This window comes from Halobellus litoreus (genome assembly GCF_024464595.1).
GTDB lineage: Archaea > Halobacteriota > Halobacteria > Halobacteriales > Haloferacaceae > Haloquadratum > Haloquadratum litoreum.
This window is the reverse complement of sequence record NZ_JANHAW010000002.1, coordinates 1,222,454-1,246,427: the sequence shown is the minus strand read 5'-3', so window position 1 is coordinate 1,246,427 and position 23,974 is coordinate 1,222,454. Positions and strand designations below refer to the sequence as shown.

The window sequence follows — 23,974 nt, the reverse complement described above, 5'->3', positions numbered from 1 at the left end:
GCGGGTGCCGGTCCGAGCGGCCCGACCGGTCAGACGGGTCGATCGTCCCCGGTGCCGAACCGCCCGGCGCGAAACGCGTCCGTTCCGTCTCGTCCCGTTCCGGAGCGAATTCATTTATACTCCGGCCCTGAACTGACCCACGAGATGGGCGACCCAGGAGCGGACGATACGGACGGGACAGCACCGACCGCGGCCGAAGTGATGCTCCGATCGCTGCGCGAGTACGGCGTCGAGTACGTCTTCGGCAACTTCGGGACCGATCACACGCCGCTCCTGGAGGCGGCGGCGCGACTCCGCGAGGAGGACCCGGACGCGATTCCGGCGTTCGTGACCTGCCCACACGAGTCGGGGGCGCTGAGCGCGGCGGACGGCTACGCGGCGGTGACCGGTCGACCCCAGGCGGTGTTCGTGCACGTCGACGTCGGGACCCAGAACCTCGGCGCGATGGTCCACAACGTCCACCGCGGCGACGTTCCGGTGCTCATCTTCGCGGGCTTGGCGCCGATCACTCACGGCGACGAACCGGGCGCGCGCTCCAGCGGCATCCAGTACATCCAGGACGTCTACGACCAGGAGGGGATCGTCGAGCAGTACTGCCGGTGGACGGGCGAGTACCGCCCGCCCGCCGATCCCGACGAGTTCGTCGCCCGGGCGCTGGAACTCGCGTCGACGCCGCGGCGGGGACCGACTTATCTCGCGGCGACCCGCGAGGCGCTCGAAACGACCGTCGACTCGACGCCCGGATCCCGTTCGCTCACGGACGCCAGACCGATCGCCGCGGACGCCGAGACGGTCGGTCGAGTGGCGTCGATGGTTCGCGACGCCACCGCGCCGCTCGTCGTCACCAGCAAACTCGGGGCGAACCGCCCCGACCAGTCGGTCGACCGACTCCGGCGCTTCGCCGAGGCCGCGGGGGCGGGCGTCGTCGAACAGCGGCCGACGGCGCTGAACTTCCCCCGGACGCACGCGCTTCACGTCGGTTTCGACCCGAAAGCGGCGATGGAGCGCGCGGATCTCGTCGTCCTCGCCGACGCCGACGTCCCCTGGGAACCGCCGTCGGAGCGCCCCGTCGACGCGGACGTTCCGATCGTGCACCTCGACATCGATCCGGAGAAGCCCCAGTACCCGCTCTGGGACTTCGAGACCGACCTCGCGGTCCGGGCCGACCCCGGTGCGACGCTCGCCGCCGTCGCCGACCGGCTCGAATCGGAGGGCGGCGAGCCCGACCGGGAACCCTGGCAGAGCGAACACGACGCGCGTCTGCGAGGGCGGGCCGACTCGCTGGACGCACAGTACGACGACGGGGCGCTGACGCCCGCGGTGCTGACGGACGCGATCGACGAGGTCGTCGACGCCTCGACGATCGTGCTCAACGAGACGACGACGAGCAAGCGCACGGTCCTGGAACATCTGGACCTCGAACGGCCCGGGAGCTACCGCTCGCCGTACGGCTCCGGGCTCGGATGGGCACCCGGCGCCGCGACGGGCGTCAAACTGGCCGCGCCGGAACAGACCGTGATCACGCTCGTCGGCGACGGCTCCTACGTCTTCGGCAACCCCACGGCGTCGGCGTGGATGGCGGCCGCCCACGACGCGCCGTCGCTGACGGTCGTGTACAACAACTCGCGGTGGAACGCGGTTCGGACCTCGACGCTCGACCAGCACCCCGACGGGAGCGCCGCGGCGGCGAGCGTCCCCGAGAGCCGCTTCGACCCGATCCTGGACCTCTCTCACGCCGCACACGTCGTGGACGCGCACACGTCGGTCGTGGAGTCGGTCGAAGACCTCGAATCCGCTCTCCGGGCGGGGCTCGACGCGGTCGAACGCGGTGACCCGGCCGTGCTGGACGTTCGGGTCGAACAGGCGTAGTCGCGTCGCGGTCCCCCCGCGTTCTGTCCTCCCGAGGTTTAATTCGTCGTCTCGCTTCGCTACCGAGCTACGCCTCGTAGCCCTGGTTCGCCAGCGCCTCTTCGAGCGCGGAGAGCACGAACTGGATGTTCGGCGTCCGCGCCGAGTAGCCCATACAGCCGATCCGGAGGATCTCGCCCTCCAGGTCGCCCAGACCACTCGCGATTTCGAGGTCGTGTTCGTCCTGCAGTTCCGCGAGCAGTTTTCCGTCGTCGACGCCGTCGGGCACCCGCACCGCGTTTAGCGACGGCAGCCAGAACTCGTCGTCGGGGTTCATCTCCAGTCCCATCTCTTCGAGGCCTTCCTTGAGTTCGGTGGCCATCTCCCGGTGGCGCTCCCAACGCGCTTCGAGACCCTCCTCGGCAACCAACTGGAGCGCCTCCCGCAACGCGTAGACGTTCGTGATCGGTGCCGTGTGGTGATACGAGCGCTCCTCGCCCCAGTAGCCTTCGAGCAGCGAGAGGTCGAGGTACCACGAGCGGACGTCGGTGTCGCGGCCAAGCACCTTCTCCATCGCCCGGTCGTTGAGCGTGAGCGGACTCGCGCCCGGCGGGCAGGAGAGGCACTTCTGCCCGCCCGAGTAGGCGACGTCGATGCCCCACTCGTCGACGCGGAGTTCGACGCCGCCGAGCGAGGTCACGGTGTCGGCGACGACGTAGGCGTCGTGCTCGTGGGCGATGCTCGTGAGTTCCGGCACCTGCGGCTGGAGGACGCCGGTGCTCGTCTCCGCGTGGACGAACCCGAACACGTCGGGGTCGTGTTCGTCGAACGCCGCGGCCACGTCGTCGGGGTCGAGCGGTTCGCCCCACGGCGCGTCCACGTGGACGACGTCGCCGCCCGCCCGCTCCGCCATCGACTCCATCCGGCCGCCGAAGTACCCGTTCGTCGGCACGAGGACGGTGTCGCCCGGTTCGACGAGGTTCCCGAACGCGGTCTCCATCGATGCCGATCCGGTTCCGCTCACCGGGATCGTCCAGCGGTTCTCCGTCTGGAACGTGTAGCGGAGGAGTTCCTGGACCTCGTCCATAATCTCGATGAACGCCGAGTCGAGGTGGCCGATGAGCGGCGCGCTCATAATTCGGAGCACGCGCGGGTGCACTTCGCTCGGCCCGGGGCCCATCAGCGTCCGTTGCGGCGGATTGAGCGGGTCGGTATCCGGTGGTTGCTGCATAAGAGAGCATTCGGATCAGCGGGGTAATAAAACAATATATGTCCGCTCGTCGCCGCTGGACTGACCCGGCGGCGTTACGAAAGAGTATTTATACCTGGCCGAGACGTGTTCGGCAATGGTCGCGGCGTCGCATCTGCTCGCTGTCGGATTAGCGCTGGGTGCCGCCCTCTCGTCGGCGTCTTCGAACCTCTGCGTCAGGCGAGGCACCGACAGCGGCACGACCGAGGACGCCATCTTCGTGGTCTCGATCGTCAACGTGGTCGTCCTGCTACCGGTCGTGGCGATTCGATACTATCCGACGTACGGTTTGACGCGGGTATCGCTGGCGTCCTTCGCCGTCGCCGGCATCCTGGGGACGCTGATCGGTCGGGCGCTGAACTTCGTCAGCATCGAAAAGATCGGCGCGAGCCGAACGGCCCCGATCGTCGCCTCGTGGGCGCTCATCTCGACCATCTTGGGGGTCGTCTTCCTCGACGAGACGCTGTCGGCGGTGCACGGCGTCGGGATCCTCCTCGTCGTCGGCGGCGTCGCCGTCATCGCGTGGCTGACGAGCAACGACAACCCCGAGGACCTCCCACGGCGCGAACTGCTCGTCGGCATCCTCATCCCCTTCGGTGCCGCGGTCGCGGTCGGCTGGGAACCGATCTTCGCGAACGTCGGCTTCGACGAGGGGACGCCGCCGCTCGTCGGCCTCGCCGTGAAGTCGGTCGCCGCCGCCCTCGGGTTCGGCCTGTACCTCTGGTGGGACGACGACCTCCCCGGGCGGTCGGTCCTCCGCGGGACGAACGCGCGGTGGTTCGTGCTTGCGGGCCTCTTGAACACGGCGTTTCTCCTCGGCTACTACGTCGCGCTCTCGATCGCCCCGGTGAACGTCGTGAGCCCGATCGTCGTGACCAACACGCTGTTCGTCGTCGTCCTCGCGGCGCTGGTTATGCCGCAGCGACTGGAGCGGGTCACCTGGGGGCTGTTCGCCGCCGCCGCGGTCGTCGTCTCCGGGGTGCTTCTGATCACTGCCTTCGGCTGAACCGCGTCGCCGGCGCGTTGTTGTCGTTGATGCGACGGCGTTTCCCTCGTCGGTGCGGTGGCGTCGGTGTCGTCGGTACGACGGCGTTGCTCTCGTCGGTGCGACGGCGTCGCTGCGACTGTCACCCCCGGCGAGCGTCCCCGTGTGAGCGCGCCGGTCGCCCCATCCCGCAGATTTACATCGCTTCATCGGCAACGGCTCACGTATGTCACAAAAGACCGTCCCGAAAACCGACGGTGCAGCCGCGCCTCCGTCACCTAGGGACGAGGGAGCGGAGTACGCGGCGTTGGCTGCGGACCTCCGGGCGGCAGTCGACGGCGCAGTGCGCTTCGACGAGTACGCACAGGTCCTTTACGCGACCGACGGCAGCATCTACCAGGCCCGCCCCGCGGGCGTCGTCGAGCCGAAACACGTCGACGACGTCCGGGCCGCAGTCGCGACCGCCGCCGACCACGACGTCCCGGTCATCGCCCGCGGGACCGGCTCGTCGCTCGGCGGACAGGCGGTCGGTCCCGGCTGTCTGGTCGTCGACGTCTCGACGCATATGGACGACATCCTCGACGTCCGGCCCGAGGAGCAGCGGGCGGTGGTCCAGCCGGGCGTCGTCCAGGACCACCTCGACGCGCGCCTGGCCGAGGACGGGCTGAAGTTCGCGCCCGACCCGGCGTCGTCGAACCGGGCGACGGTCGGCGGCGGGATCGGCAACAACTCCACGGGCGCGCACTCGGTCAGATACGGGATCACCGACGCGTACACCGAGCGGCTGACGGTCGTCCTCGCCGACGGCAGCCTGATCGAAACGAGAGAGGTCGTCCTGGACGGGCCGGAGTGGAAGGAACTCCTCGCCCGCGACACGCGCGAGGCCGAACTGCATCGCACGGTCCGCCGGATGGTCGAGGAGAACGACGCGGAGATCGACGCCCGCTACCCCGACCTGAAGCGGAACGTCTCGGGGTACAACCTCGACAAGGTGATCTACGAGAACGACGCCGGCGACGAGGTCATCAACCTCTCGAAGCTCTTCGTCGGGGCCGAGTCGACGCTCGGCGTCGTCGTCGAGGCCGAACTGTCGCTCGTCACGAAGCCAGAGGAGACGGCGCTGGCGCTGTACTGCTTCGACGACCTGATCGACGCGCTCGAGGCCGTGCCCAGGGCCCTCGAACACGACGTGAGCGCCGTCGAGTTGATGGACGCGGAGGTGTTCCGGCTCGCCAGGGAATCCGAGCAGTACGCCCGCTACGAGGAACCGATTCCGGAAGGCACGGCCGCGGCGCTGATGATCGAGTTCGACTCCGAACTCGTCGACGACTTCGGGGCGGCGATCGCCGAGGTCACCGACCGATTCGTCGACGGCGGCGACGCCTTCGACGTCATCGAGGCCTACACCGACGAGTCGCAGGCGGACCTCTGGAAGCTCCGGAAGGCGGCGATTCCGCTCCTGATGAGCCTCGAAGGCGACCCGAAGCCGTACCCGTTCATCGAGGACGCGACCGTCCCGCCGGCGGAACTCGCCGAGTACACGCAGAAGTTCATGGACATCCTCGACGACCACGGGACCTCCGCGGCGTACTTCGCGCACGCCGGGAGCGGCACGCTGCACATCCGGCCGATTCTCTCGCTGAAGGAAGACGAGGGCGTCCAGACGATGCGCTCGATCACCGACGACGTCACCGACATCGTCGTCGAACACCACGGCGCGTTCTCCGGCGAGCACGGCGACGGGCTCGCGCGGACCGAGTTCAACCCGAAGATGTACGGCGAACAGCTCTGGACGGCGTTCCAAGAGCTCAAAACGGCGTTCGACCCCGACTGGCGGATGAACCCGGGGAAGGTCGTCTACCGCGACGACGACCCGACGGATATGCGAGAGCACCTCCGCTACGGGGCGGCGTACTCCTCGATCGAACCGCAGACGAAACTCGACTTCTCCGAGGAGGGCGGCTTCTCTCACCTCGTCGAACTGTGCAACGGCTGCGGGACGTGTCGCCAGCAGGACACCGACGTGATGTGTCCGACCTACCGCGCCACCGACGACGAACTGGCGACGACGCGGGGACGCGCGAATATGCTCCGGGCAGCAATAAGCGGCGAGATTCCCGAAGAGCGCCTGCGGTCAGCGGACTTCCAGGAGGACGTCCTCGATCTCTGCGTCGGCTGCAAGGGCTGCAAATCGGACTGTCCGACCGGCGTCGATATGGCGAAGCTCAAGGCCGAACTCAAGCACCAATACCACGAGGAGGAGGGATCGGGGCTGCGCTCGAAGCTGTTCGGGAACATCGACGCGGCCTCGAAGTGGGGCTCGCGGCTCGCGCCGCTCTCGAACTGGGCGATGGAGCTTCCCGGGTCGGACGTCGTGATGGAACGGGTCTTCGGGATCGCCCCCGAGCGCTCGCTCCCGCCGTTCGCCGAGGAGTCGCTCGTCGAGTGGTTCCGGCGACGCGACTCGGCCGTCTCGGCGGCGGAGGCCGACCGCAAGGTCCTCTTGTTCCCGGACACGTACACGAACTACAGCTACCCCGAACCCGGGAAGGCGGCCGTTCGCGTCCTCGAAGCCGCCGGGGTCCACGTTCACGTCCCCGACGACCTCGCTCCCAGCGGGCGGGCGGCCTACTCGGTCGGCCTGCTCGACCGCGCGGCCGACCGCGCCCGCACGAACGTCGACGCGTTCACCGACTACCTCGACGACGGGTGGGAGGTCGTCGCGGTCGAACCGAGCGACGCCGTGGTCTTCCAGGACGAGTACACGGACCTCCTGGCCACGGACGCCGCCGAGCGGGTCGCCGGTCACTCCTACGGCGTCTGCGAGTACCTCGATGTCCATCGACTCGTCGAGGAGTTGCCGGTTCGAGAGGGACTGGAAGCGGACGCGCTCGCCTACCACGGTCACTGCCACCAGCACGCCGCGGGGAAGGACCACCACGCCGTCGGCGTTCTCAGGCGGGCGGGCTACGACGTCGATCCGCTCGACTCCGGCTGCTGCGGGATGGCCGGCAGTTTCGGATACGAGGCCGAACACTACGACGTCTCCACGTCGATCGCCGAACTGCTGTTCGAGAAGATCCGAGCCAGCGAGGCCACGCAGGTGGTCGCCCCCGGTGGTTCCTGCCGGAGCCAGATCGGCGACAGCGCGCTCGTCTCCGAGCACCCACCGCATCCCGTCGAACTGCTCGTCCGGGCGCTCGACATCGACTCCCGATAGCGGCGGACTCGATTCCACATTGTCAAACGGAGACGTTGCGGGAGTGAGACGACACGGACGTATCTCGCGACGACTCCGACACGGTGACGTCCCGGCGTGAACGCCGTGCGATGCCGACTTGGGCCTCGAGCGGTGCATCGATTTTTCCGAGGTCACGCCGTACCCGCCGTCGGTAGATTCTACTCGCCGTTCGAGAGTGTGGATTAGCGGACTGCGCGGAGTACACGGAGAGATCGGGTCTTCCGCATATATCGGATGAAACTGCGATGAACTGCTTCAATATAACATACGTACGTTTGTTATTTTGCTAGCGTCTGTCCGAGAGCGTCGTGACGCGGGTCGGTCAGGAGTAGGTGATTCGGAGCTCGATGAGGTTCGCCGTGTTCTTGATCGCGTCGACGTACTGCTGGCGGTCTTCCGCCGTTGCGAGCTGACTCTTCGGTACGGAGAGGCTGATCGCGCCCTTCACGACGCCATCGTCGGTGAGGATGGGCGCGCCGACGCAACGCAGTCCGCGCCAGTTCTCCTCGTCGTCGAACGCCCACCCTCGCTCCGCGATGTCGTCGAGTTCGTCGTAGAGGACGTCTTCGTCGGTGATCGTGTTGTCAGTCGTCGCCGGGAGCCCCCGCTCGGCGACGATCTCCTCGACGCGCGATCGGGGGAGGTGGCCGAGTATCGCCTTCCCGAGGGCCGAGTTGTGCAGCGAAAGCTGACTGCCGACGTGCGTGTCGATCTCGACGGCGTCCTCGCCTTTCGCTCTGTAGAGGACGGTTCCCAACCCTCGCTCGTTGGTCGCGAGCGTCACGAGCTCTCCGGTATCCTCGGCAAGCCGATCGAGTTTGGGTTTCGCGGCCTCGTACAGGTCGATCTCGTTTCGGATCACGCCGCCGATGTGGAGGAACTGCAGGCTCAGTCGGTACTCCTCGCCGTCTTTGACGACGTACTCGTGCTCTCGGAGCGTGCTCAGGTGGTTGTGGACGGTGCTCTTGTTGAGATCCAGTTCCTCGGCCACCTCCCTGAGGTGTGCCGATCGACGCCGTTTGAGGACGTCGATGATCTCGACCGTCTTCTCCAGAGACTTGATCGGGTGGTTGGCGGGGGCGGTCATTGTCCAGCCGTATGCCGTGGATCCACATCAATGTTTAGCAATAGATAACGCTTCACTGACGCTGATCCGGGACGCGTCTCCGACTCACCGTTCGTCGCGGTGCGGCTCGGACGAGCGGCAGTGCTACCCAGACGCGCGGTTGTGCTCCGTCTCACCGCCCCCGCTCGCCCGGTGTGGTCGACATAGCATTTCATTTTGTATTATAAAACTAGTTTGATCGAGGTCGCCACGATTTCCGCGTCGCATTCCCCTCCGAGCCGAACAGGCGATTCCACGCCCGCGCGGTAGGTTTAATACCGCGCCGACGGACGAGTGAACACGTAAATATGAGTACAAACCGACACTACACCCGCGAGTTCGTGCGGACGTTCTTCACCTCGCCGACAGCGGTTCAGGGCGAAGACGACTCCGCGAAGATGCTCCGGAGCGCGGCGCAGCTCCGCGGAATGCAGGCACCCGACGTCTGGGTACCGGACAACGAGGACGCCACCGCGCCCTCGATGCGCGAGGAGGGAATCGAGAACATCATCGACGTCGTCGCCGAACACGGTGCGGAGTTCCCCGGCGAAATCCACCCGCGCGTCGTCTGGCACCGCGAGGACCCGTCGACTCGCTACCAGGGCTTCCAACAGATGCTGCGCGTCGCCCGCTCGGACACGGGCGCGATCGAGCACATCGACGGCTTCGTGATTCCCGAAGTCGGCGACGTCGACGACTGGAAGAAGGCCGACGAGTTCTTCACCATCGTCGAGGAGGAGTGCGGCCTCGAGGCAGGAAGCCTCTCGATGTCCGTGATCGTCGAATCCGGCGAGGCCGAACTGGCGATGGGGGACCTCCGCGCGGAGATGGGCAGGCCCTCGAACAACCTCGAACGGCTCTTCCTCCTCGTCGACGGCGAGGTCGACTACACCAAGGATATGCGAGCGATGACGCCGACCGGCGAGTTGCCGCCGTGGCCCGAACTGCGGCACAACACCTCCCGCGGAGCCAGCGCCGCGGGGCTGATCGCGGTCGACGGCCCCTACGACGACATCCGCGACGTCGCGGGCTACCGCGAGCGGATGGAGGAGAACCGGGCGAAGGGAATGACCGGCATCTGGTCTCTCACGCCCGGGCAGGTCGTCGAGGCGAACACGGCGCCGCTCCCGCCCGAAGAGGGCCGCTGGCTGCTGGAGGTCGGCAGAGAGGAAGTCGCGCTCGACGCCGACGGCGACGAGCAGGTGTACGACGGCGACGAGGTGAGCCTCGACGTGGTCGGCGACGGCGAGTACGCGCTTCGCGTCGGCGGCGACGAACGCGTCCTGGACGAGGACGAACTCCAACAGGAACTGCTGGATATGACCGCCTACGTCCCGAGTATGGACGACATCGTCGACTCGATGGAGGAGTTCGAGGCGGCCAAGGAGGCCGGACGGGGAGCAATCGCGATGACGCGGTCGACGACCATCGTGATCGACGGCGTCGGCGTCGACGTCAGCAACGATCGGATGTGGGACGAAGCGACGTACCAGGCGGCGGGGACGCCGATCGCGCTGTTCCAGGACGTCTACGAGCACCGCCCAGACCAGCACGAGGAGCTAGCGGAGCTGTACGGCGCTGACGTCGTCGAACGGGCGACCGCGGTCGGGAACTGAGCGCGGGCGGGACCGCGCCCCGGGAATCGTCTTCGGGTAACGGGCTTCGCCGAAGCCTTCCTCGGGTCGGTCGATCTCCGCGGATTGACGCGCGACCGTAGATTGATTACGGTCCGGACTCACTCTCACCTATGTCAGGACAGACGGACTCCTACGATTACGTCGTCGTAGGTGCTGGAACCGCGGGCTGTGCCGTCTCGACGCGGTTATCGGCGGACCCCGACAGAAGCGTCCTCGTGTTAGAGGCCGGCGAACCCGACCACGACCGCTCGATCCACGTCCCGGCCGAGGTCGGCAACCTGTTCAAGAGTTCGGTCGACTGGGAGTACTACACCGAACCGCAGGAAGAGCTGCACGGCCGCGAACTCTACTGGCCGCGCGGGAAGACCCTCGGCGGATCGAGTTCGATCAACGCGATGATCCACATCCGCGGACACCCGGGCGACTTCGACGAGTGGGCCGAGCTGGGCAACGACGGCTGGAGCTACGAGGAACTGCTCCCGTACTTCAAGCGCAGCGAGAACAGCCAGACACACAGGACAACGTACCACGGCGTCGGCGGCCCGCTGAACGTCACCGAACTGGAGTCGCCGTACCACCTCTCGCAGGTGTTCGTCGACGCCGGCATCGCCGCCGGCTACTCCCGAAACTACGACTTCAACGGGCGCGAGCAGGCGGGCGTCGGGCTCTACCAGGTCACGCAGAAGGACGGCGAGCGCCACAGCGCGGCCGACGCGTATCTCAAACCGGCGCTCCTGGAGCGCTCGAACCTGACCGCACGCACCGGCGCACAGGTCACGGAGCTCCTGTTCGACGGGGACAGAGTCGTCGGCGTGGAGTACGACGACGGCGACGGGCGGCAAACCGTCCACGCCGAGGAGGAGGTCGTCCTGTCGGCGGGCGCGATCAACACGCCGCAGTTGCTGCTGCTGTCGGGGATCGGTCCCGCCGAGCACCTCCGGTCGCACGACGTCGACGTCGCGGTCGACCTCCCGGGCGTGGGGCGGAACCTCCAGGACCACCTCCTCGTCGCCGTCAACTACTCCTGTACGGGAACGACCACCCGCGACGACACGGGAACGCTCGACGACGTCGTCGAGTACCACGCCCAGGGATCGGGGCGGCTCTCCTCCAACGGCGGCGAGGCCGGCGGGTTTCTCCGCTCGGACCCGTCGCTCGACCGGCCGGACGTCCAGTTCCACTTCGGACCGGGGTACTTTATGCGGCACGGCTTCGAGAACCCCGACGAGGGACACGGATTCTACGTCGCGGCCACGCAGGTCCGACCGGAGAGCCGCGGTCGGATCGAACTTCGATCCGACGATCCCTTCGACGAGCCGGCGATCGATCCGCGGTACCTCACCGAGCGCGAGGACGTCGACACGATGGTCGAGGGCGTCCGACGCGCCCGGGAGGTGGCGCAGGCCGAGCCCTTCGACGAGTACCGCGGCGAGGAGGTCTGGCCCGGTGAGGACGTCGAGAGCGACGAGGCGATCGCCGAGCAGGTCCGCGAGCACGCGCAGACGATCTATCACCCCGTCGGGACGTGCAAGATGGGCGACGGCGAGTCGGCCGTCGTGGACGACCGGCTCCGAGTTCACGGCGTCTCGGGGCTCCGCGTCGTCGACGCCTCGGTGATGCCGCGGATCGTCGGCGGCAACACGAACGCGGCGACGCTCGCGATCGCGGAGAAGGCGGCGGACCTCATCGCCGAAGACGAGTAGCGGGACCCCGGACGGAACGGACCGCTCGCGAGGTCACCCACCGGGACGACGGAAACAGATTGGGACGACGGAGACAGACTGGGACGACGGAGACAGACCGGGACGACCGAGACAGACCGGGACGACGGAGACGGGTTTCGCTCCGGGGTGCGGATCGAAACGGAACAGATCGAAACGAAACGGATCGAAACGAAACGGAATGTCGGTTCCAACGGAATGATTATTATCGTCCGATCACTCCGATGAGACGCTATGAAATTAGGACGATTCGTCGTCGACACCCACGTTCACGGGCAGCGACACGCGGTCAGATTCAGCCAGAGCGACGAGGACGCCGAGTACTCCAGACTCGGCGAACTGATGCACACGGCCACCCCGGCCGACGAGGCCGACGACGACGACGCCGTCATCGTCTACGACAACTCCGACCGTCTCGTCTACGATATGGACTCCTACGGGGTCGACATGTGTCTCCTCCTCCCCGCCTTCGGGATGACCAACGAGATCAACAAACAGATCATCGACAAGCACCCCGAGAAGTTCGTCGCCTGCGCGTACCCGGTCCAGACGAAGAAGGCCGCGATGCGCGGCGAGGAGGAGTGGACTCCCGAGCGCGCCGCCGAGGAACTCGACGAGGTCCTCTCCTGGGACGGGATGGTCGGCATCGGCGAGTTTATGCCCTCGGACCCGATGCTCGAAGAGCGGCTGACGTGGCGCGAGCGCAAGGAGCGGATCCGACCGTTCTTCGACGTGGCGGCCAAGCACGACGTGCCGATCCGCTGGCACCCCGGCGCGGCCTCCGGGTATCAGGCGGGCGGCCTCAGAGAGCAGGACAAACTCCCGGACTGGCGGGACCCGCTCAACGCGACCGACATCCTCGCGGAGTACCCCGACGTCGACCTCGTCTTCGAGCACGGTGGCATCCAGGGGCACTGGCGGTACAACGTCGAGCGCGCGTGTATGGTCGCTCAGCAGCACGACAACGTCTACCTCGAAGTCGGCCTGTGGTGGGACGACATTCTCAACCGGCCGATGAACGACCCCGACATCGGTCCCGATCAACTCCTGTGGGGGACCGACTGGGGCGCGTCGATGATCGCGAAATCGAACAACTCTGAGAGCCCGATGGACTTCCCGTCGATCCGGTGGGAGCAGTTCAGCAGCGACGGCGTCCCCGCTCACCAGCCCGACTACTGGGGCACCTCGCTGCGGATGCTCAACAAGTACGCGATGGACCACGACGTCCCGCAGGACGAACTCAACAAGATTCTCGGCGGGAACTTCTGTGACCTCTACGACATCGAGCCCCCGCACAAGCGCCTCTTCCCCGAGTTCATCGAGCAGTAAGATGCACCGGATCCACAACGACCTCCCGGCGCTCAAGGACCTCTCCGCGCACAACGCGGCCAAGAGCGGGGAGGCGATCGCGTTCGAGGACGCCACCGAGTCGGTCACCTGGGCGGAGTTCGAAGAGCGAAGCCGCCGCGCCGCGAACGTCTTCGGCGAGTACGTGAGCAAGGGCGACCGGATCGCGTTCTTCTCGAAGCCCTCGGTCCAGCACGCGATCCTGTTCAACGGGGCGCTCAAGGCCGGTGCCGTGACGACGAACCTCCACAAGCGCATCGCGCCGGCCTCGTTCCGGCAGTGCCTCGACAAGACGAAACCGACGCTCGCCGTCGTCGATAGCGAGATCGCCGAGTCGTTCGCGGAGATGGTCGGGCGCGAACAGCTGGGCCGACTCACCGCCGTCTTCAGCACCGGAGAACCGGAACGGGAGCACGAGACGGCGCTCTCGCCGCGACTCGCCGACGCGGACCCGGTCGCCCCGGACGTGCTCGTCGAGGAGGACGACATCGTGACGGTCGCGTGGACCTCCGGAAGCACCGGCCACCCCAAGGGCTGGTGTCACACGAACCGGACGATGTTCCTCAAGGGGATGGAACTCGGCACGCGCTCGGGATTCACCCGCTCGGACAAACAGCTGGTCGTCAACCGTCCGTCTTTCCTCATCTGGACGAGCTTTCTCACCCGCTCGCTGCTCGGCTGTGAGAGCACCTACTATATGCGCGAGTGGGACCCCGAGCGGTGGCTGGAGATCGTCGACGAGCGCGACATCACGCGGGCGGTGCTCGTCCCGACGATGTGGAACGAGATCCTCGATGTCGGGCCGGAAGAGTACGACTTGGCGTCACTGCGTTCGATCAACTCCACCGGCGAGAAGCTGAGTCCGTCGACGCTGAGTGACCTCCGCGACCGCATCTGCGAGAACATCACGCAGTCGTACGGCTCGACGGAGATCCACTCGACGGTCCTCTACAACAACGAACTGACCGAGGAGCGGATCGAGAGCGTCGGCAAGCCGCAGTCGGGGACCGAAGTTCGAATCGTCGATCCGGACGGGAGGGTCGACGACACGCTCGCGCCGAACGAGAGCGGCGAAATCGCCGTCAAGAGCTACCAGGCGCCCGCGTGGATGTGGGAGGACGAGCGCGGCGAAGCCGCGTTCGAGGAGGGCTGGTGGCGTTCCGGCGACAAGGGCTACCTCGACGAGGAGGGCTTCCTCTACATCGAGGGCCGCATCGACTTCCAGATCAAATCGAAGGGGGTGAAGATCACGCCGGCACCGATCGAGGAGGCACTGGAACGACACCCCGACGTCACGAACGCCGCCGTCGTCGGCGTCGACGACGAGGAGTACGGCCAGAAAGTGACGGCTATCGTCGAGGGGAGCGGCGACCTGACCGAAGACATCCTCGACGCGTGGATGCAGGACAGCGAGAGCGTCGCCAGTCACGAGCGTCCCCGCCAGTACCACTTCGTGACGGCGATCGACCGCACGCCCAGCGGGAAACTCGACCGTCAAGGGACCAAGGACAGACTGGGACTCGACCGATAGATCGGGCCGCTCCTCCCGTCGCGACCCACCCGCAAGCGACTCCCGACCGTCCGACGCGATACTGGGGGAGTGTCCCGATCGATTTACCCATCTGAATCTATTACCAGTATAGAATACTTAAGCGTGAAATAAATAGAAATTTATCTTTTATACTGTCCTCCTGTCTCGCACAAACCTGAATCGCGATTCTGTATTTGAGGCGATTTTTGCGGCACAAGACGTCCAAAATGGTATCGGCGTAGCTCACTCGTCGACCAGTAATCCAAGAATAACGATCGAAAATATATACTAATTTACTAATATGGAATATTTACTATTATCGAATTACATTCGCTTCCGATCGGCTCGCTACGCTGGGGTCGAACAAACAACTAAGCAACGTCCGCACGTACTTCGAGGGGAGATGAAGTACCTTGTCGCTATCGACGGTTCGGAATCGAGCACCGAGGCACTCGAGTACGCGCTCGACCTCGCGACGCGTGCCGGTGGGTCCCTCGTCGTCGCGTACGCCGTCGAACCGCGCGTCCTCGTCGAGGGCGGTGAAGAGGCACCGACGAACGCCGAGGTCGGGCAGCGGATCTACACCGAGGACATCGAGGTCGCCGAGGAGCGCGGCGAGGAGGTCCTCGAAGACGCCCGCAGTCGGGCCGAGGAGGCGGGCGTCGCGGTCGAGACGACGCTCCTCTACGGCGACCCCGTCGACACCGTCGCCGACTACGCCGAGGACGAGGGCGTCGACGGGATCGTCGTCGGCCACCGGGGGCTCTCCGACCGGATCGAGGGGATGGTCGGCAGCGTCGCGAAGGGGCTCGTCGGGCACGCGACCGTGCCCGTGACGGTCGTCAAGTGACCGGCCGGATGCTCGAACTCGACGGCACGGACGGCGGTGGACAACTCGTCCGGACGGCGCTCACGCTCTCGGCGCTCGGCGGCCGTTCGTTTCGGATGGAGAACGTCCGCGGGGACCGACCGAACCCCGGGCTGAAGCGGCAGCACCTCGCCTGCGTCGACCTCCTCGCGGCTCTCGTCGACGCCGACGTCTCCGGTGCGGAGGTCGGCTCGGAAACGCTCGAATTCGACCCCGGCGACGGGGTCGACGACGCCTCGCCCGAGTCGGTCGACGGTACCTCACCCGACCCGACGGACCTCGCGGTCGACGTCGGGACCGCCGGCAGCGTCACGCTCGTCGCCGACACACTGCTCCCGTTGGCCGTCAGGGTTGACACACCCGTACGCGCGACCCTCGTCGGCGGGACCGACGTGAAGTGGTCGCCGCCGGCCGATTACCTCCGGCACGTCAAACTGCCGCTGTTAGACGCCTGCGGCCTCGACGCGACGGTCGACGTGATGCGCCACGGGTTCTACCCCGCCGGTGGCGGCGAGCTCGCCGTCGAGATCCGGCCGTCGACTCTCTCGCCGATCGAACTCTCGGGGGAGTCCGTCGACGTCCCCCAGAGCACCGTCTACGCCGTCGCGTCGGAGGCGCTCGAAGACGCCGACGTCGCCGATCGGATCGCCGAGACGGCGGTCGAGGAACTGAAAGAACGAGAGATCGACCGCGACGCGGCCGCGACGGCGGCCTACGTCGAGTCGACGTCGCCGGGCGCGGTCGTCACCATCGTCGCGGAGCCCGCCGCCGACGAGGGGACGGAACCGACCCGCTCGGGTGACGGGCCGCCGCTGCGTCCCCGAGCCGGCTTCTCCGCCTACGGCGAGCGCGGCTTCCCCTCCGAGGAGGTCGCGGCGGACGCGGTCGACGCGCTGGAACGGTGGTTTGAGACGGATGCGCCGGTCGACGCCCACCTCGGCGACCAACTCGTCGTGTGGCTGGCGCTCGCCGGCGGGACCGTCCGGATCCCCCGCGTCACCGATCACGTCCGCACGAACGTCGACCTCGTTCGAGCCTTCGGCTACGAGGTGTCGATCGAGGGCGGGACGGACGGTTCGGAAGCGACGCTGGTGGCATCGACGCCGCCGTCCTGAGTCCGTTTTCGTCGCGCAAAACCCAGAAAACGGCCGCTCAGGGCGCGTAGTAGTACTCGCCCTGCTTCTTCTGCTTGCGGTCGAGTTGGGACTCCGGCTTGTTGATGCGGGGTCGCCGGGTCCGCTCGTCGCGGCGGAACGTGATGTCGAGATCCGAGAGGAAGTCGTTCATCCCAGCGCGCATCTCCTGCGGCGTCGCGGCGTGGCCGTACTCGGAGGGCTCGCCGTCGAACACCATCAGGCGGTCCGCCAGTAGGTCGATCATATAGATGTCGTGGTCGATCACCAGCACCGTCTCGTCGTGATTCTCCGCGTATCTGCGGATCGCGCTCGTCGCCTGCACGCGCTGTTCGACGTCGAGGTGCGCCGAGGGCTCGTCCATCACGTAGAGGTCGGCGTCCTCGGAGAGACACGCCGCGATGGCGACGCGCTGGCGCTCGCCGCCGGAGAGGTCGTCGAGGTTCCGCTCCATGATCCGCTCCAACTGGAGGGGGTTCGCCACCTCGGTCTTCCAGTAGGAGGTGCCGAAGTCGTCGGTGATCGAGGAGAGGAACGAATCGACGCGCATCGGCTGGTCGATCTCGATGTACTGCGGCTTGTACGAGATGTCCAGCCGGAAGTCGAGGTCGCCCTCGTCGGGTTCGAGCGCGCCCGTGAACAGTTTCGCGAGCGTCGACTTCCCGATCCCGTTGGGGCCGACGACGCCCAACACCTCCGACTCGTAGATCGTCCCGCTCTCGACGTTCAGGGAGAACTCGCCCTCGCCGTAGGACTTCGAGAGTGCGGGGTACTCGACGAGCGGCGTCGCCTTCGAGGTCTCCCGCGGCGCGTGCTCGTGGAACTCGATCTCGTCGGGGCGGATCCGCATGTTCTCGTTGGAGAGATAGCCCGTGAGATACTCGTTGATGCCGTTTCTGACCGACTTCGGATCCGTGATCACACCGAACGCGCCGGGCTCACCGTAGGCGACGTGCAGCGTGTCGGCCAAGAGGTCCAAGATCGCGAGGTCGTGTTCGACCGCGAGCACCGCCCGGTCCTCTTCCTCGGCGAGTTCGCGGACGAGTCGCGCCGCCGTGACGCGCTGGCCGATGTCCAGATAGGGGGAAATCTCGTCGAGGAAGTAGAAGTCGCGGTCGCGGGCGAGCGTGGCCGCGAGCGCGACCCGCTGGAGTTCGCCGCCCGAGAGCGTATCGAGCGGCTGGTCGACGACCGGCCGGATGCCCAACCGGTCGATGTAGTCGTCGAGCGCGCCGCGCTCGTCGGTCGACTCCAGCAGTTCGATCGTCGTGCCGTCGAACTGCTTGGGGAGTTGATCGACGTACTGGGGCTTGCGCGCGATGGTGACGTCGCCGGCCTGCACTCGCTCGACGTACGTCTGTAACTCGGTCCCCCGGAAGCGGTCGAGGACGGCCTCCCAAGAGGGCTCTTCTCCGTATGCGCCCAGGTTCGGCGTGATCTCGCCGGCCAGCGCGCGGACGGCGGTCGTCTTCCCGATCCCGTTGGGACCGAGAATCCCCGTTACCTTCCCGGACTCCGGAACCGGGAGGCCGTAGAGCGCGAAGGCGTTCTCGCCGTAGCGGTGGACCGGGTCGTCCTCCAGTTCCGTGGGGAGGTTGATGATCTCGATCGCGTCGAAGGGGCACTTCTCGACGCAGATACCGCAGGTCTCGCCGAGACAGACCTCCTCGGAGATCCGCACCTGGTCGGGACCGCCGTCGAACGGCTCGTCCTCGTCGTAGTACTCCCCGCGGGTGACGATGCACTCCTTTCCGGTTCGGTTCGGCGGACAGTAGTTCGCGCACTCGTAACTGCAGCGGTCGGGCTGACACCGGTCTAAGTCTACGACTGCGATGCTGTCGTCCGCCATCGTTTACAGCGTGACCCCTTCGGTCAGCAGGACGCCGAACGTGATGAACCACAGCGTGAACGTCATAAACGCCACGTAGAGGTAGTCCTTCACGCCGAACTCTGAGATGTCGATCCCGACGACGCGCAGGATCGGGAACTGGGCGAGGACGAACGCCGCGACGTAGAGCAGGGACTGCTGGCTGGCCGCCGCGGCGACGCTGGTCCCGACGAACCTGGCCGACACCAGCGCGGCGACGACGCCGGCGAGACAGGCGAGCGTGGTGACCGTGACGCCCCGGAGGTGATCGGAGAGTCCGCTCTGCGTTTCCGTAGCCATACGTAGCCTTCCGATACCCGCCGTCAAAAGCCGTTCGTTCCCGCGTCGACTCGGAGTTCCCCGCCGATGCGCTCCACCGACGACTCTCCCGGGAGTCGTCGCAGTCGACATTCGAAGTCGTTAAGAACGCCACGAGGGAAGAAGGGGCAACTCGCTGGTCGAACGGGACGCCAGCGGGCACCCGAGGGATCGGGACGAAATGTGGGTCGGCGTCGAACGCCGCCCGAATCGCAAGCGCCCGTGGTGAAACCAATGGCACGAAGCTTCTACTCTCACATCAAGGACGCGTGGAAACAGCCCGGCGACGGCAAGCTCGCCGAGCTGCAGTGGCAGCGAAAGCAGGAGTGGCGCGACCAGGGCGCCATCGTCCGCGTCGACCGACCGACGCGTCTCGACAAGGCCCGCGAACTCGGCTACAAGGCCAAACAGGGCATCGTCGTGGCGCGCGTCGCCGTCCGCAAGGGCAACGCCCGGAAGCAGCGCTTCAAGGCGGGTCGCCGCAGCAAGCGCCAGGGCGTCAACCGGATCGGCCGCCGCAAGAGCATCCAGCGCATCGCCGAGGAGCGCGCCGCGCGGAAGTACCCGAACCTCCGCACCCTGGCCTCGTACTGGGTCGGCGAAGACGGCTCCCAGAAGTGGCACGAAGTGATCCTCGTCGATCCCGAGCACGGGGCGATCCAGAGCGACGACGACCTCAACTGGATCTGCAGCGACGACCACAAGGGCCGCGCCTTCCGCGGTCTGACCAACGCCGGTCGCTCCAACCGCGGTCTCCAGAACCGCGGGAAGGGCGCCGAGCACACCCGTCCGAGCATCTCCTCGGACCGGCGTCGCGGCAAGTAATCGGAACGGCACGACGAACCCCCGCGGATCACGTTCTCACGTTTTTTCCACCCCGCAGCGACCGCCCCGGAGAAATCGCTCGACTGTGCTTATGGCTGTTCGCGTCGATTCAAGAACGCGAGAACGACCCTCACGCTTTTTTAGGATTAATTCACGACTGGCTGCGTATGGCAGCAGAAGCCGAAACGGAGTGTCCGAAGTGCCGCTCTACAGACATCGAGTCCGACCCGGACGGCCCGAACGTGTGCCAGAACTGCGGGCTCCGGTGGCAGGGCTAGAACCGACCCGACGACCGATCAGAACGGGGCGTCGGTGCGGCCCGATGCGGTCCCGCCGTTGCCCGACCCCCCGGACCCGCTGTTCCGGTGTCCGTCGGCGACGGGGCCGTCCCACGCGTCGAATCCGCCCCGGAGACTCGACACCTCGGCGTCGAGGTGCTCCGAGAGCACCGTCGCCACTCGCTTCGAGCTCTTTCCGACGTAGCAGGAGACGACGACTTCCTCGGCCCGGGCCCAGGGCGAATCGAGCGCCGCCGGCGAGAGTCGGTTCGGCGGGACGTTCACCGCGCCCTCGATGTGCCCGGCCGCGTACGACGAGGGATCCCGGATGTCGACGACCGCCACGTCCTCGTCGTCGAGGCGGGACGCCAACTTCTCCGGCGTCGTTTCGGTCACCATAGCCGTCCCTTCGTCGCGTCGTGGAAACGCCCTTCGATCCGCGGTCGTCTCGGTCCAGCGTCCCGCTCTCGGGGCTCCGTTCCGGAGCCCCGTCTACTCGCGCGGATCCCGATCCGGCCCCGGATACTCGCCGCCCTCGACCTCCCGGTACAGGCTCTCGGCGTCGAAGAGCGTCGCGAACGCGCCCGGGTGCCGAGCGCTCACCGAGAGTCGGCTGCCCAGTTCCGCGCCGGCCTTCGCCGAGAGCAGTCGGTCGTCGTACGAGAGGAGATGCATCGCGCCGCCGCGGTAGGCGGTCGCCAGCGCCGGGTTGTCGCCGGGCGGATGCGCGACGAACTCGCACCACGCCGAGACGCGCTCGCGCCACGCGCCCGCGAGCGCTGCGTCCGTCAGGTCGACGACGACGGCCTCGGCGTCGTCGACGAGGGCCTCGCTCGCGAGCAGCGTCGTCCAGGAGTGCCCGCGGAGGTGATCGAGCGCGCGCCGCGCGTCGCCGTCGACGAGCAGATCCGCCGCGAGCACGTCGGCGTCGGCGACGACCCGCGCGGGGCTGGACTCCGCCGGCGGTGACGTGGCGTCATCGGTGTCTCCCGCCTCTCCTTCCGAACAACCCGCCTCGTCCTCCGAACGACCCGCCGAACCCGCTTCGTCGCCGTCGCTCTCGACGGCCGTCCTGACTGCGTCGAGGGTCTCTCGGATCGCGTCCTCGTCGACGTCGTACTCGCTCGCCCGCTCGAAGAGCGCCCTCCACGTCTGCATACCGCAGTGTGCGTCACCACGCGCAAGAAGTCTGGTGGTTCGGCAGCGACGACGTAGTCGTCCGCTGCGCCTGTCGAAGCGAAAAGTGCCTCCGCGCTATCGAATCCGACTCAAACGAGGAGCTGGATGTCGGCGTCGGCCATATCCTGGATGGCCGTCGCGGCGCCGACGCCGGTGGTGACGCCGTCGTAGAAGTTGTCCTCGTCGTAGTCCATCAGCTCGATCGTCATCTGGCAGGCTTGGAACTCGACGCCCATATCGAGGGAGGTTTCGATGAGTTCCTCGATGGTCGCGGTGTCGTTGTCGTCGATCCGCTTTTCCATCATCGAAGTCGTCACGCGGTCCATCCCGGGGAGCGCGCCGACGACGTTCGGGACGGGCATATTGGGGTTGCCGACCGAACTGAGCTTGAGGTTCTTCGAGCGCTCCTCGTGGAGGATGTCCAGTCCCCAGAACGTGTGGAACACCGTCACCTCGTAGCCGAACGCGGCGGCCGTGCTGGCGAGGATGAGCGGCGGATACGCCATATCGAGGGTCCCCTTCGTCGCGACGATGGACATCTTCTTGCTTCCCTCGTCGGCGGCGACCTCCGAGAGCTGCGTTTCGAGTTCCTCGACGCGCGCGGCGAGTTCCGCGCGCGACGGTGCCTCCTCGGCCTCGCCGTCGGGCGCGTCGCCGGCCGTCGAGTCGGGTGTGTCCGTGCTCATCGTCAGAAGCTGAACACCTGATCTGCGTCCTCGACGGCCTCGAGGAAGGTCGCCGCGCCGGCGAACTTCGTGGTGAGCGAGTCGTCGATGGCCTCCTGGTCCCACGCGAGCATATCGAGCGTCGTCGTGCAGGCGACCGTCGTGACGAGGTCGCCGCCGTCGGCGACGAACGCGTCGAGCAGGTCGTAGGGGTTCGGCATCCCCTCGTCGAGGAGTTCCTGGATCTCGGAGACGTCCTTCTCGCCCTCCAGCAGGTGCGTCAGTCCGTCGAACGTGAAGTAGACGAGCACCTCGGTATCGGAGGCGAGGGCGGTGTGTCCGAGGTTCATCGCCATCGCGAGGCTCTTCGGACTGTCGCTGTCGACGATGATTCCGATCTTGTCCATCGTGGTCACTCCGTCTTGCGGACGTAGTGTTTGTACACCTCGTCGCCTTCCACCTGTTCGAGCATCTCGACCCCGTCCGTGCCGGCCGCCCAGCCGTCGAGGTCACTCATACTTCCGGGGTCGGTCGCCAGCACCTCCAGGACCGCTCCTTCAGCGAGGTCGTCGATGGCGGACTTCGTCTTGACTACCGGCATCGGGCACGATGCGCCTTTCACGTCGAGCGTCTCTGTGATGTCGAGTTCTTCACTCATGGGATATCTGCTCCGTGCTTCGTATTGGAGCTAACGCACAATATTGGTTCGGTGATTAAAAGAATGTCGATCCTTGTGGAGACGGCAAACAACTGGAGCCAGCGGACGCCCACTCGATTCTCGCACGAGTGCGGAAACCAACTTCAGTACCGCTCACGTAGCGCTAAATCAGGGGTTCCTGTTTCCACTGCCTCATCCTGGATAATATTTCTCCCAACTTGTATTGCACAGTTACCGAACTACTATGCAAATATTTTTGTGCGACCAGCCAGTACGAGAGAACACGCGATATGAATCCCGAAGACTTCCCGACGCCGGAGGCGGACGTCGACTCCGTCTCCCCCGACGCGCTGAAGGACCGCATCGACGCCGGCGAGGACGTCACGCTTCTCGACACGCGAATGCAGTCCGATTACGAGGAGTGGCACATCGACGACGACAACGTCACTTCGATCAACCTCCCGTACTTCCACTTTCTGGAGGACGACATCGACGACGACGTCCTCGAACAAGTGCCCGACGACCGCGAACTCACGGTCCTCTGTGCGAAGGGCGGCGCCAGCGAGTTCGTCGCCGGCGCGCTCAAAGCCCGCGGCTACGACGTCAACCACCTCGAAAACGGCATGAACGGCTGGGCGGAAATCTACGAGCGCGTCGAAGTCACCAACTACGACGGCAGCGGCACGCTGTATCAGTACCAGCGCCCCTCTTCGGGCTGTCTCGGCTACCTCCTCGTCGACGGCGGCGACGCCGCCATCGTCGACCCCCTCCGGGCGTTCACCGACCGCTACCTCGACGACGCTGCCGAGTTAGACGCCGAGCTCACGTACGCGCTCGACACCCACATCCACGCCGACCACATCTCGGGCGTGCGCGACCTCGACGCGGACGGCGTCGAAGGCGTCATCCCCGCCGCGGCGGTCGACCGGGGCGTCACTTACGCCGACGAGTTGACGACCGCCGAAGACGGCGACACGTTCCAGGTTGGTGAGGCCACCGTCGAGACGGTGTACACTCCGGGACACACGACGGGAATGACCTCGTATCTGTTGGACGAGAGCCTCCTGGCGACGGGCGACGGTCTCTTCATCGAGAGCGTCGCTCGCCCGGACCTCGAAGAGGGCGACGAGGGCGCGCCCGACGCCGCGCGGATGCTCTACGAGTCCCTGCAGGAACGCGTGCTACCGCTACCCGACGAGACGCTCGTCGGCGGCGCGCACTTCAGCGACGCGGCGGAACCCGCCGAAGACGGCACGTACACGGCGCCGATCGGCGACCTGAAAGAGCGGATGGATGCGCTCTCGATGGACGAAGACGACTTCGTCGAGGTGATCCTCGCGGATATGCCGCCACGGCCCGCAAACTACGAGCAGATCATCGCGACGAACCTCGGACAGAACGCCGTCGACGACGAGGAAGCGTTCACCCTGGAACTCGGCCCGAACAACTGCGCCGCCAGCCAGGAATCCCTCGCCGGTGACTAACGCAAGCGACTCTACCGCAAACGATCCAACAACAC

20 protein-coding genes are annotated in these 23,974 nt (G+C 66.5%); 11 read left to right on the top strand and 9 right to left on the bottom strand.

Annotated elements, in window-relative coordinates:
* The first annotated feature begins 144 nt into the window (after nt 1-144).
* Nucleotides 145-1,869 (top strand): thiamine pyrophosphate-requiring protein, encoded by a 1,725-nt coding sequence (locus NO360_RS13775; protein WP_256308373.1) that lies wholly within the window; start codon nt 145-147, stop codon nt 1,867-1,869.
* Nucleotides 1,870-1,936: 67 nt separating this feature from the next.
* On the opposite strand, the gene NO360_RS13770 is transcribed toward NO360_RS13775, so the two are convergent.
* Nucleotides 1,937-3,079 carry a pyridoxal-phosphate-dependent aminotransferase family protein gene (locus NO360_RS13770; RefSeq protein ID WP_256308372.1) on the bottom strand — a complete coding sequence of 381 codons (1,143 nt, stop codon included), beginning with the start codon at nt 3,077-3,079 and terminating at the stop codon, nt 1,937-1,939.
* A gap of 115 nt (nt 3,080-3,194) precedes the next feature.
* Between NO360_RS13770 and NO360_RS13765 the strand changes: the two genes are divergently transcribed.
* Together NO360_RS13765 and NO360_RS13760 are read left to right on the top strand one after the other, a co-directional pair.
* Nucleotides 3,195-4,103: a DMT family transporter gene (locus NO360_RS13765; RefSeq protein WP_256308371.1), complete on the top strand. Its 909-nt coding sequence runs from the start codon at nt 3,195-3,197 to the stop codon at nt 4,101-4,103.
* Nucleotides 4,104-4,308: 205 nt separating this feature from the next.
* Nucleotides 4,309-7,302, top strand: coding sequence for an FAD-binding and (Fe-S)-binding domain-containing protein (locus NO360_RS13760; protein WP_256308370.1), 2,994 nt, complete (start codon nt 4,309-4,311; stop codon nt 7,300-7,302).
* Nucleotides 7,303-7,645: 343 nt separating this feature from the next.
* Here NO360_RS13760 and NO360_RS13755 read toward each other — a convergent pair whose 3' ends face one another.
* On the bottom strand, nt 7,646-8,410 hold the full coding sequence (locus NO360_RS13755) for an IclR family transcriptional regulator (RefSeq protein WP_256308369.1): 765 nt from the start codon (nt 8,408-8,410) through the stop codon (nt 7,646-7,648).
* Between the two features lie 326 nt (nt 8,411-8,736).
* On the opposite strand from NO360_RS13755, the gene aceB reads away from it, so the two are divergent.
* The 6 genes from aceB (at nt 8,737) to rtcA (ending at nt 16,647) form a co-directional block, all read left to right on the top strand.
* The gene (gene aceB, locus NO360_RS13750) at nt 8,737-10,044 is read left to right on the top strand and encodes a malate synthase AceB (protein ID WP_256308368.1); all 1,308 of its coding nucleotides are present in this window, start codon (nt 8,737-8,739) and stop codon (nt 10,042-10,044) included.
* A 131-nt stretch (nt 10,045-10,175) separates the two neighbouring features.
* Nucleotides 10,176-11,768, top strand: a complete 1,593-nt coding sequence (locus NO360_RS13745; protein WP_256308367.1) for a GMC family oxidoreductase — start codon at nt 10,176-10,178, stop codon at nt 11,766-11,768.
* Nucleotides 11,769-12,020: 252 nt separating this feature from the next.
* A complete protein-coding gene (locus tag NO360_RS13740) occupies nt 12,021-13,115 on the top strand; it encodes an amidohydrolase family protein (RefSeq protein WP_256308366.1) in 1,095 nt (364 codons plus the stop codon).
* A 1-nt stretch (nt 13,116) separates the two neighbouring features.
* Nucleotides 13,117-14,664, top strand: a complete 1,548-nt coding sequence (locus NO360_RS13735; protein WP_256308365.1) for a class I adenylate-forming enzyme family protein — start codon at nt 13,117-13,119, stop codon at nt 14,662-14,664.
* A 403-nt stretch (nt 14,665-15,067) separates the two neighbouring features.
* A complete protein-coding gene (locus NO360_RS13730; RefSeq protein ID WP_256308364.1) occupies nt 15,068-15,514 on the top strand; it encodes a universal stress protein in 447 nt (148 codons plus the stop codon).
* Entirely contained in the window at nt 15,511-16,647 is a 1,137-nt protein-coding gene (rtcA, locus tag NO360_RS13725; RefSeq protein WP_345780201.1) for an RNA 3'-terminal phosphate cyclase, read from the top strand. Before NO360_RS13730 ends, rtcA begins: the two co-directional genes overlap by 4 nt.
* 37 nt (nt 16,648-16,684) lie before the next feature.
* On the opposite strand, the gene NO360_RS13720 is transcribed toward rtcA, so the two are convergent.
* Together NO360_RS13720 and NO360_RS13715 are read right to left on the bottom strand one after the other, a co-directional pair.
* Entirely contained in the window at nt 16,685-18,514 is a 1,830-nt protein-coding gene (locus NO360_RS13720) for a ribosome biogenesis/translation initiation ATPase RLI (protein ID WP_256308363.1), read from the bottom strand.
* A 3-nt stretch (nt 18,515-18,517) separates the two neighbouring features.
* Nucleotides 18,518-18,832, bottom strand: a complete 315-nt coding sequence (locus NO360_RS13715) for an EMC6-like membrane protein (protein WP_256308362.1) — start codon at nt 18,830-18,832, stop codon at nt 18,518-18,520.
* 252 nt (nt 18,833-19,084) lie between these two features.
* Here NO360_RS13715 and NO360_RS13710 point away from each other — a divergent pair, with 252 nt between their 5' ends.
* Entirely contained in the window at nt 19,085-19,675 is a 591-nt protein-coding gene (locus NO360_RS13710) for a 50S ribosomal protein L15e (protein WP_256308361.1), read from the top strand.
* Nucleotides 19,676-19,971: 296 nt separating this feature from the next.
* Here NO360_RS13710 and NO360_RS13705 read toward each other — a convergent pair whose 3' ends face one another.
* From NO360_RS13705 to NO360_RS13685, 5 genes are all read right to left on the bottom strand, one after another.
* Nucleotides 19,972-20,352 carry a rhodanese-like domain-containing protein gene (locus NO360_RS13705; RefSeq protein WP_256308360.1) on the bottom strand — a complete coding sequence of 127 codons (381 nt, stop codon included), beginning with the start codon at nt 20,350-20,352 and terminating at the stop codon, nt 19,972-19,974.
* Nucleotides 20,353-20,445: 93 nt separating this feature from the next.
* Nucleotides 20,446-21,111: a DUF7384 family protein gene (locus tag NO360_RS19100; RefSeq protein ID WP_256308359.1), complete on the bottom strand. Its 666-nt coding sequence runs from the start codon at nt 21,109-21,111 to the stop codon at nt 20,446-20,448.
* Nucleotides 21,112-21,221: 110 nt separating this feature from the next.
* Nucleotides 21,222-21,818 (bottom strand): DsrE/DsrF/DrsH-like family protein, encoded by a 597-nt coding sequence (locus tag NO360_RS13695; RefSeq protein ID WP_256308358.1) that lies wholly within the window; start codon nt 21,816-21,818, stop codon nt 21,222-21,224.
* Nucleotides 21,819-21,820: 2 nt separating this feature from the next.
* Nucleotides 21,821-22,204, bottom strand: coding sequence for a DsrE family protein (locus NO360_RS13690; RefSeq protein ID WP_256308357.1), 384 nt, complete (start codon nt 22,202-22,204; stop codon nt 21,821-21,823).
* 5 nt (nt 22,205-22,209) lie between these two features.
* Complete coding sequence (locus NO360_RS13685; protein WP_256308356.1) at nt 22,210-22,455, bottom strand: sulfurtransferase TusA family protein; 246 nt, start codon at nt 22,453-22,455, stop codon at nt 22,210-22,212.
* 290 nt (nt 22,456-22,745) lie between these two features.
* Between NO360_RS13685 and NO360_RS13680 the strand changes: the two genes are divergently transcribed.
* The gene (locus tag NO360_RS13680; protein ID WP_256308355.1) at nt 22,746-23,939 is read left to right on the top strand and encodes an MBL fold metallo-hydrolase; all 1,194 of its coding nucleotides are present in this window, start codon (nt 22,746-22,748) and stop codon (nt 23,937-23,939) included.
* The last annotated feature ends 35 nt before the right edge of the window (nt 23,940-23,974 follow it).

Bases quoted from the DNA above. Each gene is read 5' to 3' on its own strand.
- NO360_RS13760 (WP_256308370.1), top strand. From the start codon at position 4,309: ATGTCACAAAAGACCGTCCCGAAAACCGACGGTGCAGCCGCGCCTCCG.
- NO360_RS13775 (WP_256308373.1), top strand. From the start codon at position 145: ATGGGCGACCCAGGAGCGGACGATACGGACGGGACAGCACCGACCGCG.
- NO360_RS13735 (WP_256308365.1), top strand. From the start codon at position 13,117: ATGCACCGGATCCACAACGACCTCCCGGCGCTCAAGGACCTCTCCGCG.
- aceB (WP_256308368.1), top strand. From the start codon at position 8,737: ATGAGTACAAACCGACACTACACCCGCGAGTTCGTGCGGACGTTCTTC.
- NO360_RS13755 (WP_256308369.1), bottom strand. From the start codon at position 8,410: ATGACCGCCCCCGCCAACCACCCGATCAAGTCTCTGGAGAAGACGGTC.
- NO360_RS13695 (WP_256308358.1), bottom strand. From the start codon at position 21,818: ATGAGCACGGACACACCCGACTCGACGGCCGGCGACGCGCCCGACGGC.
- NO360_RS13705 (WP_256308360.1), bottom strand. From the start codon at position 20,352: ATGGTGACCGAAACGACGCCGGAGAAGTTGGCGTCCCGCCTCGACGAC.
- NO360_RS13765 (WP_256308371.1), top strand. From the start codon at position 3,195: ATGGTCGCGGCGTCGCATCTGCTCGCTGTCGGATTAGCGCTGGGTGCC.
- NO360_RS13710 (WP_256308361.1), top strand. From the start codon at position 19,085: ATGGCACGAAGCTTCTACTCTCACATCAAGGACGCGTGGAAACAGCCC.
- NO360_RS13690 (WP_256308357.1), bottom strand. From the start codon at position 22,204: ATGGACAAGATCGGAATCATCGTCGACAGCGACAGTCCGAAGAGCCTC.
- NO360_RS13720 (WP_256308363.1), bottom strand. From the start codon at position 18,514: ATGGCGGACGACAGCATCGCAGTCGTAGACTTAGACCGGTGTCAGCCC.
- NO360_RS13715 (WP_256308362.1), bottom strand. From the start codon at position 18,832: ATGGCTACGGAAACGCAGAGCGGACTCTCCGATCACCTCCGGGGCGTC.
- NO360_RS13745 (WP_256308367.1), top strand. From the start codon at position 10,176: ATGTCAGGACAGACGGACTCCTACGATTACGTCGTCGTAGGTGCTGGA.
- NO360_RS13740 (WP_256308366.1), top strand. From the start codon at position 12,021: ATGAAATTAGGACGATTCGTCGTCGACACCCACGTTCACGGGCAGCGA.
- NO360_RS13770 (WP_256308372.1), bottom strand. From the start codon at position 3,079: ATGCAGCAACCACCGGATACCGACCCGCTCAATCCGCCGCAACGGACG.
- NO360_RS19100 (WP_256308359.1), bottom strand. From the start codon at position 21,111: ATGCAGACGTGGAGGGCGCTCTTCGAGCGGGCGAGCGAGTACGACGTC.
- NO360_RS13680 (WP_256308355.1), top strand. From the start codon at position 22,746: ATGAATCCCGAAGACTTCCCGACGCCGGAGGCGGACGTCGACTCCGTC.
- NO360_RS13685 (WP_256308356.1), bottom strand. From the start codon at position 22,455: ATGAGTGAAGAACTCGACATCACAGAGACGCTCGACGTGAAAGGCGCA.
- NO360_RS13730 (WP_256308364.1), top strand. From the start codon at position 15,068: ATGAAGTACCTTGTCGCTATCGACGGTTCGGAATCGAGCACCGAGGCA.